Annotated in this window: 15 protein-coding genes and 1 other RNA gene; 2 read left to right on the top strand and 14 right to left on the bottom strand. The window is 68.2% G+C overall.

Annotation, left to right across the window (positions count from 1 at the left end; genetic code table 11):
* Positions 1 to 17: 17 nt before the first annotated feature.
* From ACFWP7_RS03780 to ACFWP7_RS03760, 5 genes are all read right to left on the bottom strand, one after another.
* Positions 18 to 674 carry a hypothetical protein gene (locus ACFWP7_RS03780; protein WP_384375481.1) on the bottom strand — a complete coding sequence of 219 codons (657 nt, stop codon included), beginning with the start codon at positions 672 to 674 and terminating at the stop codon, positions 18 to 20.
* 367 nt (positions 675 to 1041) lie between these two features.
* Positions 1042 to 2319 carry an acyltransferase gene (locus ACFWP7_RS03775; RefSeq protein ID WP_384375478.1) on the bottom strand — a complete coding sequence of 426 codons (1278 nt, stop codon included), beginning with the start codon at positions 2317 to 2319 and terminating at the stop codon, positions 1042 to 1044.
* Positions 2316 to 4538: a glycosyltransferase gene (locus ACFWP7_RS03770; protein ID WP_384375475.1), complete on the bottom strand. Its 2223-nt coding sequence runs from the start codon at positions 4536 to 4538 to the stop codon at positions 2316 to 2318. The genes ACFWP7_RS03775 and ACFWP7_RS03770 overlap by 4 nt, the downstream gene beginning before the upstream one ends.
* Positions 4538 to 5248 carry a hypothetical protein gene (locus ACFWP7_RS03765; protein ID WP_384375472.1) on the bottom strand — a complete coding sequence of 237 codons (711 nt, stop codon included), beginning with the start codon at positions 5246 to 5248 and terminating at the stop codon, positions 4538 to 4540. Before ACFWP7_RS03765 ends, ACFWP7_RS03770 begins: the two co-directional genes overlap by 1 nt.
* A gap of 630 nt (positions 5249 to 5878) precedes the next feature.
* The gene (locus tag ACFWP7_RS03760; RefSeq protein WP_384375469.1) at positions 5879 to 6859 is read right to left on the bottom strand and encodes a LysR family transcriptional regulator; all 981 of its coding nucleotides are present in this window, start codon (positions 6857 to 6859) and stop codon (positions 5879 to 5881) included.
* 83 nt (positions 6860 to 6942) lie between these two features.
* Here ACFWP7_RS03760 and ACFWP7_RS03755 point away from each other — a divergent pair, with 83 nt between their 5' ends.
* Positions 6943 to 8274, top strand: coding sequence for an MFS transporter (locus ACFWP7_RS03755; protein WP_384375466.1), 1332 nt, complete (start codon positions 6943 to 6945; stop codon positions 8272 to 8274).
* A 113-nt stretch (positions 8275 to 8387) separates the two neighbouring features.
* Here the strand turns inward: ACFWP7_RS03755 and ACFWP7_RS03750 are convergent, their stop codons facing one another.
* From ACFWP7_RS03750 to ftsE, 7 genes are all read right to left on the bottom strand, one after another.
* A complete protein-coding gene (locus ACFWP7_RS03750) occupies positions 8388 to 8879 on the bottom strand; it encodes a hypothetical protein (RefSeq protein ID WP_384375463.1) in 492 nt (163 codons plus the stop codon).
* Between the two features lie 26 nt (positions 8880 to 8905).
* Positions 8906 to 9382 carry a hypothetical protein gene (locus ACFWP7_RS03745; protein ID WP_384375460.1) on the bottom strand — a complete coding sequence of 159 codons (477 nt, stop codon included), beginning with the start codon at positions 9380 to 9382 and terminating at the stop codon, positions 8906 to 8908.
* Positions 9383 to 9492: 110 nt separating this feature from the next.
* Positions 9493 to 9880, bottom strand: a transfer-messenger RNA (tmRNA) gene (gene ssrA / locus ACFWP7_RS03740).
* Between the two features lie 104 nt (positions 9881 to 9984).
* Complete coding sequence (smpB, locus tag ACFWP7_RS03735; RefSeq protein ID WP_384376085.1) at positions 9985 to 10533, bottom strand: SsrA-binding protein SmpB; 549 nt, start codon at positions 10531 to 10533, stop codon at positions 9985 to 9987.
* Positions 10534 to 10632: 99 nt separating this feature from the next.
* Entirely contained in the window at positions 10633 to 11823 is a 1191-nt protein-coding gene (locus ACFWP7_RS03730; protein WP_384375457.1) for a S41 family peptidase, read from the bottom strand.
* Between the two features lie 68 nt (positions 11824 to 11891).
* Complete coding sequence (gene ftsX, locus ACFWP7_RS03725; protein ID WP_384375454.1) at positions 11892 to 12809, bottom strand: permease-like cell division protein FtsX; 918 nt, start codon at positions 12807 to 12809, stop codon at positions 11892 to 11894.
* Positions 12810 to 12855: 46 nt separating this feature from the next.
* Positions 12856 to 13545, bottom strand: a complete 690-nt coding sequence (gene ftsE, locus ACFWP7_RS03720) for a cell division ATP-binding protein FtsE (RefSeq protein WP_384375451.1) — start codon at positions 13543 to 13545, stop codon at positions 12856 to 12858.
* 376 nt (positions 13546 to 13921) lie between these two features.
* Here ftsE and ACFWP7_RS03715 point away from each other — a divergent pair, with 376 nt between their 5' ends.
* Entirely contained in the window at positions 13922 to 14113 is a 192-nt protein-coding gene (locus ACFWP7_RS03715) for a hypothetical protein (protein ID WP_384375448.1), read from the top strand.
* 162 nt (positions 14114 to 14275) lie between these two features.
* Here ACFWP7_RS03715 and ACFWP7_RS03710 read toward each other — a convergent pair whose 3' ends face one another.
* Positions 14276 to 14914: a hypothetical protein gene (locus ACFWP7_RS03710; RefSeq protein WP_384375445.1), complete on the bottom strand. Its 639-nt coding sequence runs from the start codon at positions 14912 to 14914 to the stop codon at positions 14276 to 14278.
* 305 nt (positions 14915 to 15219) lie between these two features.
* Positions 15220 to 16326: a peptide chain release factor 2 gene (gene prfB, locus ACFWP7_RS03705; RefSeq protein ID WP_384375442.1), complete on the bottom strand. Its 1107-nt coding sequence runs from the start codon at positions 16324 to 16326 to the stop codon at positions 15220 to 15222.
* Positions 16327 to 16452: the final 126 nt, after the last annotated feature.

Genomic DNA, 16452 nt, shown 5'->3' with positions numbered 1-16452 from the left:
GAAGCGGGAGAGCTGGCTCACGGCTGGCACCTGTCCGCTCCTCGGGTAGAGGCAATCTTCACGAGCTCCCAGACCCCCTTCTCGTTCTTTTCCACCTGCACGCCGTAGGCGACGTAACTGTCTTTGGTGACCTTCGTCTTCTTGACCTCACCAGTCTTGATGACCTTGCTGAAACCCTTGCTCTCGTCCGCGCAGTAGCTGAGGGACGCAGAATCCTCGGACCTCACCGTGACCTGCCGGTCGAAGTAACGCACGGACCCGGTGACCGTCCACTTGGCATCCGTGTAGGACTCGACCCACTGTTGGGCGGCCACCGCGCCCTCGCCTTCCGTATAGAACTCCAGGGCGGGCAGCCGGGGGTTCTGAGCATCGATGGCCGCATCAAGTGCGCGAATGAATTCCGCATTGTCCTTCAGGACCGCGTCCTTGACGGCGTCACCGGTCTGATCCGGGGTGAAGGTGTACGTGAGATCCGACGGCAGCTCGATCTTCGGCCGATCAGCGGCTACCGAGGCAGAGGCGCTCGGCGAAGCCGACGTCTCACCCCCCGTATCAGCCCCAGCGATCCTGTCGTTGTCCGCGGAGTCACCGTCACCGCCCCCGCACCCGGTCAGAACGAGGGCCGTGGCCGCAGCGAAGGCGGCCGTGGCGAGCAGGCGGGGACGGCGGTTCACGGCAGACTCCTGTGCGGGGTGGGGTTCGAGAGGGCAGCGATACGGTATCGGGGGCGTGCAGGGCGACACCAGAGCGAATTACACCCGAGAGGGAACACACTCCGGACATAGCGGCACAGAGCGGCGCTGAATAGAGCTCCGGAACCTTCGACTGAGTGACCGTGGCGGGCGGGAAGGGTGACCTCGTTGGCCACCGCAAACTCCAGGACACTGCGTCATCCGTGGGTGTCACTCCTAGGGTCGCGTCAGCGAGGCAGGGTGGGGCGCAGGGGCACCCATCCCGCCCCGCCCGACCCACCCTTCACCACACGCCGCCCACCCACAACCGCGTCAGGTACTCAAGTACGTCCTCAAGTACGTACTCACATCAAGGCTTCCGCCGAGACCGGGAGGGGGAGGGGAAAGCCCCCCGCTTCGCGCCGTTCGGCCACAACCTGGGACTCCGCTTCGCCGCGAGGTCCTCGACCCAGCCCACGGAAATGATCGCGAGGCCTATCAGGGGCCAGACCAGGACGAACATCCACAGCATGTACGTGGAGTCCAGCAGGCCGGTCGCTCGCTCGCTCTGCATGAAAGGCAGGTTGTACGCGAGGTCGATGATCGGGACCGTGGCCATGATGAGCATGTTGTGCCAGAGGTAGATCGTCACCGCGCGGTTGTTGGACAGAGTCACCAGTTTGTCCCACCTGGCCAGGCGGCCCGGCAACTCCTGCCACGACGGGGCGTACTGGAGCAGGATGACGACGAAGCCGAAGGACCAGGTCGCCTGGGCCAGCGGGATGTCGTTCAAGTCCCAGCCGTCCGGGCCCAGATGGCCCGACGCCCACCACAGGCCGAAGGCCATGAGCGGGGCCGAGCAGGAGATCGCGAGGTAGCGGGGAACCTTCGCCAGGACGCCCTCATGGTGGGCGAAGCCCAGGACCCAGCAGCCGCCGAAGACCGCGAAGTCCGAGACGGCGTTGCCCGTTTCGCCGGGGATTGACACCACGCCGGTGCCGACCACCGCGGTGAGGGCCAGGGGGGCGAGGAGCGTGGGCCAGGGTGCGCGACGGAACGCCCACAGCAGCAGCGGGGAGGCGATCACGAACCACAGGTACGCGCGGAGGTACCACAGCGGGCCCACTGCCTGAACAGCCCAAGTGTTCTCCAGCAGGCCGGACTTGGAGCCGATGCTCCAGGGGAACGGTGGAGCGCCGATCGGGATGACGTAGTTGATCATCTCGACCAGGCCCCAGGTGCCGGCGTGGTCCGGGTCCTTCGACAGGTTCCAGCCGCCGGCGAACATCAGGACCAGTACCACCGCGCTGAACACCCAGAGAGGCGGCAGCAGTCGGCGAATACGGCCGCGGATCACACCCCCCGCCGGGCGGCTCAGCGAGCGCGCCATCAGCGAACCCGCCAGCGCGAACATCACGCCCATGGAGGGGAAGAGGACAGTCAGCCACGCCCAGCCGAAGAGGTGGTACGCGATCACGCGGACCAGAGCGATCGTGCGCAGCATGTCCAAGTAGCGGTCGCGGCCCGGCCTCTTCACGGACGGAGCCACGTCCGCAACACCACTCGCGGCCGGCGCCTGCTCAGGCGCCACCGCCCTCGCGGCCCCCAACGCCGGTGTCGTACCCGCCGTGTAGTCCTGCGCCGTCATCCGACCGGCCTCCGATCGTTCGAGGTCCGGTCACGCAAGGCCCGGTCCGGTTGTCGCGGGATCGATCCCGGTGCCTCCACCACACCCGTGCGCCGGAGCTTCTGCCAGCGCAGCCGGCCTCCGGTGAGCGCGGTGATCCAGGACTGGAGGAGAACGACGTACATCAACTGCCTGTAGAGGATCTGCTGGAGCGGAAGGGAGAGCAGGTGTGTCATGCGTTCCCGGTCGAGGCGGAAGGCGTACGCCGCGCACACCGCCTGGATCGCCAGGACGCCCAGCCAGGCCAGGATCGTCTTCTGCGTCGGGCCGAAGACGAGCCCGTAGAGGAGGAACACGTCGATCAGCGGGGCCAGGAGCGGGGCCAGGACCATGAAGAGGGACACCAGGGGGAGGCCCACCCGGCCGAAGCGACCCGACGGGCCTCGTTCGATGACCGCCCTGCGGTGCTTCCAGATCGCCTGCATCGTGCCGTACGACCAGCGGTAGCGCTGGGACCAGAGCTGCTGGACGGACTCCGGTGCCTCCGTCCACGCGCGCGCCTTCTCCGCGTAGACGACCCGCCAGCCGTCGCGGTGTATCGCCATGGTGATGTCGGTGTCCTCGGCGAGGGTGTCGTCGCTCATGCCGCCGACGCGTTCCAGGGCGGAGCGGCGGAAGGCCCCGACGGCGCCGGGGATCGTCGGCATGCAGCGCAGCATGTCGTACATACGGCGGTCGAGGTTGAAGCCCATCACGTACTCGATGTGCTGCCAGGCGCCGATGAGGGAGTCGCGGTTGCCGACCTTCGCGTTTCCGGCGACGGCGCCGACGGTCGGGTCGGCGAAGGGCTGGACCAGCTCGCGTACCGTCGCCGGTTCGAAGACCGTGTCGCCGTCCATCATCACGATGAGTTCGCAACGGGCGTTCGCGATGCCCCGGTTGAGGGCGGCGGGCTTGCCCGCGTTGAGCTGCCGTACGACGCGTACGTTCGGCAGGCGCAGGTCCTCGACGATGCGGGCCGTACCGTCACTTGAGCCGTCGTCGATGACGATGATCTCGATGGGGTGCTCGCTCGCCATCAGCGAATGCACCGTGTTTTCAATGCACTTGGCCTCGTTGTACGCCGGGACCAGCACCGACACCGGCTCGGTGATCGGTACCGGACCCCAGCGGAAGCCGGTGCGCCGCACCCGGCGGGCGTGCAGGACGGAGAGCAGGAGCATCAGGCCGAAGCGGGTGAAGACCAGCACGCCGATGACGGCGATGCCGACGACGAGGGCGTCGGTGGTCTTCTCGGAGGCCTGGACCAGGTTGACCCAGGTCTTGCCCTTCCACAGGTCGAGTCCGGTGACCTTGGTGCTCGCGCTGGGGGCGTCGAGCGCCTCGGTGAGGTTCTCGAACTCGTAGCCACGGTGCTGGAGTTGGGGCAGGAACCTGTCGAGTGCCTGGACGGTCTGGTGGCGGTCGCCGCCGGAGTCGTGCATCAGGACGATCGCGCCCCGGCCGCGCTTGGGCGTGGCGTTCTCGATGATCCTGCGGACGCCGGGCTTCTTCCAGTCCTCGCTGTCGGTGTTGTTGAGGACGGTGATGTAGCCGCGGGTCCCTATGTACTTCGTCACCGGCCAGGACTTGTTGTCCATGGCGTCAGAGAAGGAGGAGTACGGGGGCCGGAAGAGCGACGTACGGATGCCCGCCGCGCCCGCCAGCGCCAGCTGGTTCTGGGAGAGCTCCCAGTCGATGCGCTTCTTGGACTGGTAGGAGAGGTCGGGGTGGTTGAAGGTGTGCAGGCCGACCTCGTGCCCCTCGTCCACCATGCGCTGCACCAGCTCGGGATAGCGCGAGGCCATGGTGCCCGTGACGAAGAAGACGGCGTGCGCGTGGTGTCTCTTCAACGCGTCGAGGACCTTCGGCGTCCACTTCGGGTCCGGGCCGTCGTCGAAGGTGAGGACGAGACGGTGGTCCGGGACTCTCAGAGTCTCCGTACGGCCGCTTCGGGTGTCGACGACCGGGCCGCCCCTGAGGATCTTGTCGGGCACCTGGTCGTAGGACACCGGGGGGCGGACTCGGTGATCGGCGAGGATCTCGCTGTGTGTGTAACCGCGCAGCATCAGCATCGCCAGCAGGGCGACGAGGATGAGCGACGGCAGCAGATAGCGCATGGGCAGGCGTCGGCGCCCGGCGCTGGGTTCGGGTCGCCTCGCGCGGGGCGCGGAGGCATGACGGCTGGTGCGGGATGCCATCAGAGGATGCTCTCCGGGGACGAGGAGCTGGTGGTGCTCGGCTCGGGCTCAATGGTCGCTACGGGGTTCTGATCGACGGAGCCGCCGGCGACGCTTCCCGGGCCGCCTCCCGAACCGCCGCCGACGACCGGGCTGTCCGACGGCGTGGGGAACGTGGGGCTGACCGGAGGACTGGGGTCGGGAGAGGCGGTCGCGGTTGCGGTCGGACCGGGGTCCGGCGTGGTGCTGGTGCCCGGGTCCGGCTTGTCCGTGGCGGACACCGAGGGCTTCGGGTCCGTGGACGTGCCCGGGTTCGCGGCGCTTGCCGAGGCGTCCGGCGTCGGGCTGACGCCCGGCTCCGGCGTCGTACCGTCACTGGTCGTCGCGGTCGCACCCGGCGAGACGTCGGCCGTGCCGGTCGGGCCGGCCGTCTCGGCGGGCAACGGTGACGCGTCGACCTGGCCCGCCGGCTGGTCCTCCTGCTGGCCCGGCATCGGGATCCAGGGCGCGTTCGAGTTGCCCGACAGGAGGGTGACGACGATGACGACGGCGTAGATGGCGCAGGCCAGGCCCACGAGCATGCCGAGGCGGCGGTATCTGCGGCTGCGCCGGCCCGACTCGTCGACGAAGACCGGACCGTCCGAGCCTTCCTGGGCCGCCGGGGCGCCCTTGGCCTGCTGGACCAGCCAGTCCTCCAACTGACGTCCGGCGCCGTCGAGTTGGATCGTCACCTCGTGGGGATCATGGGTGTGGCCCGGTTCGTCGGGCTGCTCCCAGGAGGGGTGCGGGTACTCCGGAGCGGGGCCGCGCTCAGCACCCGACGACCGGGGCTCCGCCGCCGACTCCGGCTCCGAAACCGGTCCCGACTCAGATGCCGGTCCCGATCCACCATGTCCCGGTTCCGGTTCCGGTTCCGACCCGCGCTCCGCGCCGCTCGACCCCTGTCGTTGGATCAGCGGCCAGGACGAGGTTCTGCCACCGGCCGCCGGCCAGACCACCGGCCCGCCGGGCTCCGGTATGGAGGACTTGTCGGCGTCACGCGACTGCAACGGACCGTTTCCATACGGCTGGGACTGCGGTTGGGGCTGCGCCGGATCCACTCCACGCTCCTGCGGCTGTGACGGATCCGCTCCACGACCATTCGGCTGATCGACATCTCGTCCGACCGGTTGGGCGTCTTTCCGCCAGTTTTCTACGTGCACGCGCATCCCCCCACGGGACAGTTACTGGGTGCGCACACGACTCCGGGCCTTGCTCGTTTGTCGTCCGGATCAGGCCCCCACCCGATCCAGCGCCCCCCATTACCACACTGCGCCCGGGCACTGAATGTAGCGCACGCCAGTGACACACGTTGCTGGGTATCAGCTGCGACTCATCATGATGAGTGCATCTGTGGCCGGAATCCATACGTCCAAGGGGTGCCGTAGCCATCCTTCCTCGCCCGCAAGTTCGACGATCGCACGCCGGAGTGCGTCAATTCCTGGATGAACTAGCCCCTTGCACCACACCAGAGACACCGGTGACAGGGGGACGGGCTCCACGAGGGGCTTAAGGACGGTTTCCGCCATGGCCGGAAAATCCACCACGGCGAGGACCGGAGTCCGCGTCCTCGCCATGACCCGCCGGAACTCCTCCGCCCCGACGGCCACCGGAGCAGGTGGCGCGAGTGCGATGCCGCGTCCCTCGAACAGTTGGCGGGCCAGGTCGGTCCACTCCAAAGTCCGCGGATTTCCCGCACCGGCGTATACGGTCTCGCCCGCGAGAGCGGCGAGCGGCACCTCGTCCAGTGCGGCGAGGCGGTGGTCCTCGGGCAGCACGACGGCCATCGGCTCGTACCGTACGGGCTGCTGCTCCAGCCGGGCCCGCAGCGCCGGATCGAGCCCCGCGAACCGCCCGAACGACGCGTCAAGGCGACCCGCGAGCATCTCCCCCGCCGCGCCGGTGAGCCCGCTCTCGAAGCGGGCCATCAGTTCGCTGCCGGGGGCGAGTTCGCGGGCTCGGTCGAGCACCCGGCCGGAGACCAGGCCCGGGGAGTTGACGTCGACGAGCAGGGGGCGTTCCCCCTGCCCCCGCGTGAACGCGGACAGCAGTTCGTCCTGCGCCTCCAACACACGCCGCGCGTACGGCAACAGCCGCTCACCGTCCGCCGTCAGCGCCACCTGCCGGGTCGTGCGTACGAAGAGATCGGCGCCCAACTCCCTTTCCAGGCGCCGGACGTCCCGGCTCAGGGCCTGCTGGGCGACGTAGAGACGGGAGGCGGCACGCGTGAAATGCAGCTCTTCGGCGACGGCGAGAAAGGCGCGGAGGAGACGGGGATCAAGGATCGGTTGCTGAGCGGACATCACGCGAACTTACAACCCAGGTGCGTCAATCGCCACGGAGTAGGTGTTGGACCCCGGGCACCGCCCGACGCGACGGTTGATCCATGCCGCAACAGCCCTCCGAGCAGGCACCCTTGCCGCTTCTCACCGTCACCGGCGACACCCACGTCACCGTCACCGCTGGCACCCTTCCCACCGTCACCGCGGACACCCTCGTCGCCACCGACTTCCGCCCGCGCCGCAAGCGAGGGCGCCAACCGGGCCCGTACCGCCGCCTCTTCAGCACTCCCGGCACCCGCGCCTTCACTCTCGGAAATCTCCTCGCCCGCCTCCCCATGGGCATGTTCAGCGTGAGCGCGGTCGTCATGATCGCGGGATCGCGGGGATCGTACGCGCTCGCCGGCGCCGTGACGGGGACGGGTCTGGCCGCGACGGCGGTGGTCGCTCCCTGGATCGCGCGTCTCGTCGACCGCCACGGTCAGGCGCGCGTCGCCGTGCCCGCGACGGCCTTCGCCCTCCTTGGCACCATCGCACTGACGCTGTGCGTGCACCGTGGGGCGCCCGACTGGACCCTGTTCGTCTCGTACGCCGCCACGGCCACGATCCCCAACACGGGCGGCATGTCACGTGCCCGTTGGGCCCACCTCCACAAGGGCGACGACAAAGCCCTGCACACCGCGAACTCCTTCGAACAGGCCGCGGACGAGCTGTGTTTCATGCTGGGTCCGGTCCTCGCGGCCTTCCTCTGCGGGACCTTGTTCCCGGAGGCGGGCACGTTGGTCGGGGGCGTCCTGATGATGACGGGCGTCCTGCTCTTCGCCGCCCAGCGCTCGACGGAACCGCCACCCCAGCGACGTACGAACACCAAGTCCCCTGTCGGGGCAACCGGAATGCCCCCGCTCCTCCTCGGATTCCTCGCCACCGGCGCGGTCTTCGGCTCGATGGAAGTCGTCACGCTCGCGTTCGCGGACGCGCGGGGCCATCAGTCGGCGGCGGGGGCGGTTCTCGCTCTCCAGGCCGCGGGCTCGTGCATGGCGGGGCTGCTGTACGGGGCCCGTAAGCCGACCGGTCCCGCCGAACGGCGCTACGTGAGGTGCGTCGCCGTCATGGCAGCGCTGCTGACCCTCCCCCTGCTCGCCGCCTCCCTGACCGGCTCCCTCCTCGTCCTCGCCCCCGCCCTCCTCCTCGCCGGCATGGCGACCGCCCCGACCATGGTCACCGGCATGGCCCTCGTCCAACGCCGCACTCCCGAGGGCCGATTGAACGAGGGCATGACCCTCGCGGTGACCGGCCTGCTCGGCGGGATCGCGTGCGGCGCGGCGGTCGGGGGGTGGGTGGTGGAGCGGGTGTCGCTGACGGCGGGGTACGGGGTTCCGGTTGCGGCGGCGGCACTGGCGGTGCTGATCGCCCTTCCGGCCGCGGCGTCCACGGCTTGACCGAACGCGCCGAAGCCCTTTCACCAAGGTCGCCTTCGAGTGCCTGCGCCGGATTCAGCCTCGCAGGCGAGCAAGTCGGCTGCGATGTTCTGCACGCAGGAGAAGGACGGCGGCTACCCGCCGTAGGGGCCACCCCGGCCCGCGACCCACCAGTCCGTGAGGATCTGGGCCTTGTGGTCGAAGCGGCGGTCCAGGAGGGACATCGGCGCACGGAGCAGTATCCGGCGCCCGTCAGCCACCACCACGATGACCGCCCGGATCCCGGCGGTCTTCCGAATCTCCAGGCCGATGATGTCCCGCCACGCGATCTCGCGACGCCTGTTCCCCAGGACGACAAGCCAGTTGTGGGTGAGCTCGACTCCGTAGCGAGAAGGCAGGGCCGGAACGACCAGGCTCGCGATCACGACCGCGGAAAGGCAGGACCGCAGCTCCCCCGACGTCATGTACTCACCGGCGGTGACCACCAGGAGGACGTTCGCCAACGCGGTGCCGGCCAGCAGCCCGCCCAGAATGGGGGCAGCAACCTGCAGCGCCCCCAGTCGGAACGTCAGTGCCGGTCGTCCACCGGAGTCGCCTGGAGGAAAGGGTCTCGCAGGGCCGCTCATGCGGATCACCTCTCGAAAATGGGGCATCAGGCCGCTACGGCGACGTCGGCCGCCCGTACGGCCCGGCGGAGCCGGAACAGCAAGGTGAGCGTGCGGATCCGCCAAGCGGTGAAGGCGAGAATGACCACGCCGGTGACGGCCGGCCATTTCCAGGCGCCGGCGCCGTCCTGGGCAGCGGTGTGGGCGCCGGGCCCGTCGACGAGGGCGGCGAGCGTGGCGTCCGGGCGGGAGTCGAGGATGCCGTCGACGGCCACGCCGGCGATGTGGACGGTGCGGTCGTCGGCGTCGAACTGCCCTTCGCACGCCCAGCCTTCCGTCCACAGCTCGTCCCAGCCGCCTTCGGCGTGGTTGCAGTCGCTGACATGGATGGTTCCGGGGACGCCGGTCGATTCGGCGTAGGCCTGCATGCCGCCGTGGACGGCCAGGAACAGGCCGACGACCAGCCCGAAGACGGCGAGGGATATCTCGCGGGGCAGCCGAGGCAGGAGATAGAGGAAGAACATGAGCCGGGTTCAGTGCCTCTCGCCGCATGACAAAGGCCCCGCCGCTCGAAAGCGACGAGGCCTTGCCACTGTATTCATACAAAACGCTGTATTCATACAAAACATGGGATGAGTGGAGATGGCGGGAATCGAACCCGCGTCCAACGGTGCAGAATCAGGGCTTCTCCGAGCGCAGTTCGCTGTGATTTTCTCGGCCCCGGCGATCTCGCGAACAAGTCTCCGACGGGCCCAGTCACTGTTTGATTTCCCACCGAACCCCGTGACCGGGCTCGGCGGTTTAGTTCCCTAGATTATGCCAGGATCCGGGTCGGGAACACTCCCGGGCTGACACCCTTTTAGGGTCCTTCAGTCGCTGTTATTAGGCAGCGAGAGCGAAGGACTGGGAATCGCTCTTTGAATTGGCGATTATTGGTTGCGACATATGGTTAACGAGATCATTGCCGCTTCCTCGGCTCGCTTCACCTGCTTCAACAGCCGCTGTCGAAACCGATCATCCCCATGTTGTTTTTTTCAATGCGCGCACCCGCTATGAGGTGCAGGGTCCATCGTACGTGAACAACGCACGACGGCGCCAGCCTTATTCCCGCTCGCCCGACGCGCGCCTACTCGCTCCGCTGCTTCCGCTTGGCCGCCGCGATCGCGCGGTCCGACTCCCGCCGATCCTGCTTCTCGCGCAGGGTCTGCCGCTTGTCGTACTCCTTCTTGCCCCTGGCGAGCGCGATCTCGGCCTTCGCCCGGCCGTCCTTGAAGTACAGGGCGAGGGGCACGATCGTGTGACCCGTCTCCTCCGACTTCGACGCCAGCTTGTCGATCTCCTCGCGGTGCAGGAGCAGCTTGCGCTTGCGGCGCACGGTGTGGTTCGTCCAGGTGCCCTGGCTGTACTCGGGGATGTGGGCGTTGTGCAGCCACGCCTCGTTCCCGTCGATCTGGACGAAGCCGTCGGTCAGCGAGGCGCGGCCCTGCCTCAGCGACTTCACCTCGGTGCCGGTCAGGACGAGCCCGGCCTCGTAGGTGTCGACGATCGCGTAGTCGTGCCGTGCCTTCTTGTTCTGCGCGACGATCTTGCGCTTGCCGTCCTTGACCTTGCCGGATCCCGCCTGGCCGCCCTGCTTCGGCTGGGACTCCTTCGGTACGTACATTCCCTTGCTCATAGTGCTGGCCATTTTCGCACTACAGAGGGGCAGGAGGGAAAGCCGATTACCGGGCACCGTGCCGGTCGGCTTCGACAGGCCGCCCGGTCGTCCCGTCGCCTACGAAGGATCCCCGAGCCCGCTGAGCACGGTCTCGGCCCGCTCCAGTGCCTGCGCCTGCGCGTCCACGTCCAGGTCGGGAGTGATGCCCTGCCCGTCGACGCCGCGTCCGGAGGGGGTGCGGTAGTGGCCCACGGTCAGCTCGGCGACGGAGCCGTCGGGCAGTCGGCTGGGCATCTGGACCGAGCCCTTGCCGAAGGTCTGGGAGCCCACGACGACCGCACGGCCGCGGTCCTGGAGAGCGCCGGTGAGCAGCTCGGCCGCGCTCATCGTGCCGCCGTCGACGAGCACCACCAGGGGTCTACGGGTGTCCCCGCCGGGATCGGCGTGCAGGGCGCGCTGAGCACCGTCGACGTCGTACGTGGCGACAAGGCCACCGTCGAGGAAGGCGGAGGCGGCGGCGACGGCCTCGGTCACCAGGCCGCCGGAGTTCCCGCGCAGGTCGAGGGCGATCCCGGAACCCTGGGGCGCGGCGGCGACGGCGGTCCGCACCAGATCGCCCGAGCCCTTGGTGAACGCGTCGACCTTGATCACGGTGACGCCGTCGGCGAGCTTGCGCACAGTCACCGAGTCCGTGGACAGCCGGGCCCGGCGCAGCGTCTCGCTCCACGCGCGCGTGCCCCGCTGCAGACCGAGCGAGACCTCCGTACCGGCGGCTGCGTCCTCCGCGTCGCCGCGCAGCAAGGAGACGACCTCTGTCACCGGACGGCCGTCGACCTTGGCACCGTCGACGCTGCGCAGCAGGTCGCCCTTGCGGATCCCGGCGACGGCCGCGGGCGAGCCGGCCTGCACCTGGGTCACTTCGATACGTCCGTCGCTCTCGCGCCTGGCCCACAGCCCGACGCCGGTGTACTGACCGTCGAGGGCTTGCTCGAACTCCTCGTACTCGCCCTCGGAGTAGACCGCGCCCCAGCGGTCGCCGCTGCGGCTGACGGCACGCTCGGCGGCCTCCATGGGGGACTTCCCGGCGGCCATGGCCTCCTCGGCGGCCTCGGTGACGTCCTGCTGGTCGCTCGTGGACGTCGAACGGTCCCCGGAAGAAGCCGCGGAGGGCGTGGCAGTGGATTTCCGGCCGGGGTCGGGGAAGGACCCGGTGGCCGCTCCGGCGACGAGGACGCTGGCGAAAAGCAATGTCAGGGCGGCCCCGCGGCGGATGCGGCGGGGCTCACAGAACAGGTCACGGCCTGACATGCCGGTGAGTCTAGGACAACGCGAAGGGGCCGCACCGCCGGTTGGCAGTACGGCCCCCTTGTCATGCGTCACACCTTCAGGTACTTGCGCAACGCGAAGAACGCGGCCAGCGCCGGCATCAGCAGACTCGTCGCGAGGATCAGCGGAAGCTTCGTCAGAACGGCGTCCCAGCCGATGAAGTTGATCAGATTCAGCTTCTCGGACAGCGCCAGACCGTGGTCGATGATGAAGTACCGCGCGATTACCAGGAAGCCGCACGCGACCGTGCCGCCGATAAGTCCGGCGACGGCCGCCTCCATGATGAACGGCGCCTGGATGTAGAAGCCCGAGGCGCCGACCAGGCGCATGATCCCGGTCTCGCGCCGTCGGCTGAACGCCGAGACGCGCACGGTGTTGACGATCAGCATCAGCGCGACGACGAGCATCATCGCCATGACCGCGCGTGCGGCCCAGTTCATGCCGTTGAGCAGCCCGAAGAGGTTGTCCAGGATGCCCTTCTGGTCCTGCACGGACTGCACGCCGTCACGCCCGTCGAAGGCGGTCGCGATGACCTGGTACTTCTCCGGGTCCTTCAGCTTGATCCGGTACGACTCCTGCATCTGGTCCGGTGTGAGGGACGCGGCCAGCGGGGAGTCGCCGAACTGCTCCTTGTAGTGCTTGTAGGCCTGGTCCGCCGACTCGTAGGTGACCGAGTCGACGACCGTGGACTTGTCCAGGTCGCCGAGGATCTCCTTCTTCTGGTCGGCCGTGACCGCGCCCTTGGCGCAGTTGGGGTCGGACTCCGCGTCGCTCTTGTTGCAGAGGAAGATCGAGACGTTGACCTTGTCGTACCAGTAGCCCTTCATGGTGCTCACCTGGTCGCTCATCAGGAGCGAGCCGCCGAACAGGGCGAGCGAGAGGGCGACCGACACGACGACCGCGAAGGTCATGGTCAGGTTTCGGCGGAGACCGACTCCGATCTCCGACAAGACGAACTGGGCGCGCATGGCGTCTACTCAGGCCTTTCCATGGACAGGTGCGGGAGTGTCGCGGTCAGTGCTGGTAGCCGTAGACGCCGCGCGCCTGGTCGCGGACGAGACGGCCCCCCTCCAGCTCGATGACGCGCTTGCGCATCTGGTCCACGATGTTCTGGTCGTGTGTCGCCATCAGCACGGTCGTGCCCGTCCGGTTGATGCGGTCGAGCAGCTTCATGATGCCGACGGAGGTCTGCGGGTCGAGGTTTCCGGTCGGCTCGTCGGCGATGAGCAGCTTGGGCCGGTTCACGAACGCCCTCGCGATCGCGACGCGCTGCTGTTCACCACCGGACAGCTCACCGGGCATCCGCTCCTCCTTGCCGCCGAGGCCGACGAGGTCGAGCACCTGGGGCACGGACTTGCGGATCTCACCGCGTGACTTGCCGATGACCTCCTGCGCGAAGGCGACGTTCTCGGCGACCGTCTTGTTCGGCAGCAGCCGGAAGTCCTGGAACACGGTTCCCAGCTGGCGGCGCATCTGCGGCACCTTCCAGTTGGAGAGGCGCGCGAGGTCTTTGCCCAGGACGTGCACCTGGCCGTGGCTGGTCCGCTCCTCGCGGAGGATCAGCCGCAGGAAGGTGGACTTTCCGGAGCCGGAGGACCCCACGAGGAACACGAACTCGCCGCGCTCGACCTCAAGAGAGACATCCCTGAGAGCGGGACGGGTCTGCTTGGGGTAGACCTTGGAGACATTGTCGAATCGGATCACGGATGCACCACGGGTCGCCGGGGGTAGATGTGCGTGACCATACGCGAACCGGGTGGGCGAGCGCAGTCGGCGGTCGTGGTTGCGTGTGGGTTGTGCGTTTTTGTGTGGGTCGTGAAGGCGCCCCGTCATGAAAGCGCCGCGTCACGGGGGCGCCCCATAGGGGCGCGGGGAACTGCGCGAGCAACCACGACGCACCCGCAGCCGCGGGACAAAACGTCAGCCACCCTGACGAGAGCGACGGCCTAACCAGCGGAGTGTCGGGGCAGGATAAGGGGAACCGAGCCGAAATCCACGGAACCTGGCACAGTGGAGGGGGAACGGTTGCGTTCCCCGCAGCGTTATGTCAGCGGAGAGCCGGCGCAAGGAGGGCAAGCGCATGACGTACGACCGACTGGTGTGCGCGAACTGCGCGGGGCCTGTGAGCGAGGGTCGCTGCCGCGTCTGCCGCGCGAACCGGGAGCGACTCCAGCAGGAGAGTCCGTTCGCCGGTCTGAACCCCATGGCACTGATTTCACTGCTGGTCGTGCTGGTCGCGGCACTGGTACTGGTGGCCCACCAGACGGTGTGAGACCCACGAATTCCGGCGTTACGGCGGCCACTGCGCCCCATGTCCGAAGGACGCCCGGAGTCGCCCGCCGGCACCGCAGCCCGGAGAGCTGACGTGAGACTGGACTGAACATGAGAGGGCCCGGAGCATGACGCTCCGGGCCCTCCTTCATGCGCGTGTGCGTCAGGCGACTGCGCCGCCGCGGCCGCCCATGAGGCGCGGCAGCAGACGGAAGCCGATACCGCCGGCGATCATCGTGGCCGCGCCGATCACCAGGAAGGTGGTCTCCGCCGCACCGGTCTCGGCGAGCTCGCCGCCCGAGCCCTGGGCCGAGGTGTCGGAGCCGGTGTCGGTCAGGGACGAGGAACCCTCGCCCTGCTCGACGGGCTGGTTGCCGCCGTCGGGGTCGGCGTCGTTGCCGCCGGTGCCGGTGCCGGACCCGTCGGTCGGGTTCGCCGTGGGCTCGGTCGGCCCGTCTGTGGGCTCGGGCGTCGTCGGCGTGCCCGGGTCGGTCGGCGTACCCGGATCAGTCGGCGTACCCGGGTCGGTCGGCGTACCCGGATCAGTCGGCGTACCCGGATCAGTCGGAAGCCCGGTGTCGGTCGGGCCCGGGTCGGTCGGGAGCCCGGTGTCGGTCGGCAGCGGTGGAGTCGGGTCGTCGAGACCGAGGCTCACGCCGAGGTCGGTCCCGTCCGCTCCGGCACTCCCGCTCAGGCCGAGGTCGAGAGCCGAAGCGGCGCCCGCAGCGGTCAGCGAAGCGCCCGCGGCGATCAGGGCACCTGCGGCTATCCGCGCCACGCGAATCCGCGTCTTCTTGGTCATCTGCTTGCTACCCCCAGTAGCTCATCGTGAGTGGAGCAGCGCAACGGGGCCATGGCGTCACAGGAGGCCTTACTCAAGCCCCCCGGTTCACATGCGCCCCAGTAGATACGCATGCCTCGCGTTACCATCCCCACTTTTCAAAGCAACGTCAAGGTCGTTGCGTACGCGATGTCCGGATCAACATCATTTGACTGGCGTGAGTCATGTGACTGTGATGTAAAACCCAGACAACCCACACACAAAAGGCAACTGCCGTCGATGTGACGGCAGTTGCCTTGTCGACAAAGCGGTCTCAAAGCTCCCGCTTACTTCTCCTGCTGCTTGCGCCAGCGAATTCCGGCTTCGAGGAAACCGTCGATCTCACCGTTGAACACGGCCTCGGGGTTACCGACTTCGAACTCGGTGCGCAGGTCCTTGACCATCTGGTACGGGTGCAGGACGTACGAACGCATCTGGTTTCCCCAGGAGTTGCCACCGTCGCCCTTGAGGGCGTCCATCCTGGCCTGCTCCTCCTGGCGGCGCCGCTCGAGCAGCTTGGCCTGGAGGACGTTCATGGCGCTGGCCTTGTTCTGGATCTGGGAGCGCTCGTTCTGGCAGGACACCACGATCCCGGTGGGGAGGTGGGTCAGGCGGACCGCGGAGTCGGTCGTGTTGACGCCCTGGCCGCCCGGTCCGGACGAGCGGTACACGTCCACACGCAACTCGGACTCGTCGATCTCGAGGTGATCGGTCTGCTCGACGACCGGCAGGATCTCGACACCGGCGAACGACGTCTGGCGGCGCCCCTGGTTGTCGAAGGGGGAGATCCGGACGAGCCGGTGGGTGCCCTGCTCGACGGAGAGCGTTCCGTAGGCGTACGGAACGTGCACGACGAAGGTGGTCGACTTGATGCCGGCCTCTTCCGCGTACGAGGTCTCGTAGAGCTCCGTCTTGTAGTTGTGGCGCTCCGCCCAGCGCAGGTACATGCGCTGCAGCTTCTCGGCGAAGTCGGAGGCGTCGACGCCGCCGGCCTCGGCGCGGATGGTGACGACGGCCTCGCGGGAGTCGTACTCACCGGAGAGCAGGGTCCGTACTTCCATCTCGTCCAACGCCTTCTTGACGGCGGTGAGCTCGGACTCCGCCTCGGCGCGGGTGTCCGGGTCGTCCTCCTCCTCGGCCATCTCGAAGAGCACGCTCAGATCGTCGATACGCCCGCGCAGCGCCTCGGCCTTCCTGACCTCCGCCTGGAGGTGGCTCAGCTTGCTGGTGATCTTCTGCGCCTCGTCCGGGTCGTCCCACAGGGACGGCGCGGCCGCCTGCTCCTCGAGCACGGCGACATCTGCCCTCATCTTGTCGAGGTCCAGGACGGCCTCGATCGACTCCATGGTCGAGGAGAGGGACTTGAGCTCTTCGGATACATCGACGACTGCCACGCCTCCAGCGTAACGGCAACGACAACCGGGGCCGTCCGCTCGGTCGGGGGTAGGGCTGGGGAGGGATTTTTCGCCCCCTCCGCCCCAGGCCCCGCTCCTCAAACGCCGGACGGGCTGAAGATTTTC

Origin of the sequence: Streptomyces sp. NPDC058470 (assembly GCF_042721055.1) — a bacterium.
Classification (GTDB): Bacteria; Actinomycetota; Actinomycetes; order Streptomycetales; family Streptomycetaceae; genus Streptomyces.
Note: the sequence above shows the minus strand (reverse complement) of the source record. Positions and strands in the feature narration are given on the sequence as shown.

Coding starts and splice junctions, on each gene's coding strand:
- ACFWP7_RS03775 (WP_384375478.1), bottom strand. CDS start 2,319: ATGACGGCGCAGGACTACACGGCGGGTACGACACCGGCGTTGGGGGCC.
- ACFWP7_RS03770 (WP_384375475.1), bottom strand. CDS start 4,538: ATGGCATCCCGCACCAGCCGTCATGCCTCCGCGCCCCGCGCGAGGCGA.
- ACFWP7_RS03760 (WP_384375469.1), bottom strand. CDS start 6,859: ATGTCCGCTCAGCAACCGATCCTTGATCCCCGTCTCCTCCGCGCCTTT.
- ACFWP7_RS03755 (WP_384375466.1), top strand. CDS start 6,943: ATGCCGCAACAGCCCTCCGAGCAGGCACCCTTGCCGCTTCTCACCGTC.
- ACFWP7_RS03750 (WP_384375463.1), bottom strand. CDS start 8,879: ATGAGCGGCCCTGCGAGACCCTTTCCTCCAGGCGACTCCGGTGGACGA.
- ACFWP7_RS03745 (WP_384375460.1), bottom strand. CDS start 9,382: ATGTTCTTCCTCTATCTCCTGCCTCGGCTGCCCCGCGAGATATCCCTC.
- smpB (WP_384376085.1), bottom strand. CDS start 10,533: ATGAGCAAGGGAATGTACGTACCGAAGGAGTCCCAGCCGAAGCAGGGC.
- ACFWP7_RS03730 (WP_384375457.1), bottom strand. CDS start 11,823: ATGTCAGGCCGTGACCTGTTCTGTGAGCCCCGCCGCATCCGCCGCGGG.
- ftsX (WP_384375454.1), bottom strand. CDS start 12,809: ATGCGCGCCCAGTTCGTCTTGTCGGAGATCGGAGTCGGTCTCCGCCGA.
- ACFWP7_RS03715 (WP_384375448.1), top strand. CDS start 13,922: ATGACGTACGACCGACTGGTGTGCGCGAACTGCGCGGGGCCTGTGAGC.
- ACFWP7_RS03710 (WP_384375445.1), bottom strand. CDS start 14,914: ATGACCAAGAAGACGCGGATTCGCGTGGCGCGGATAGCCGCAGGTGCC.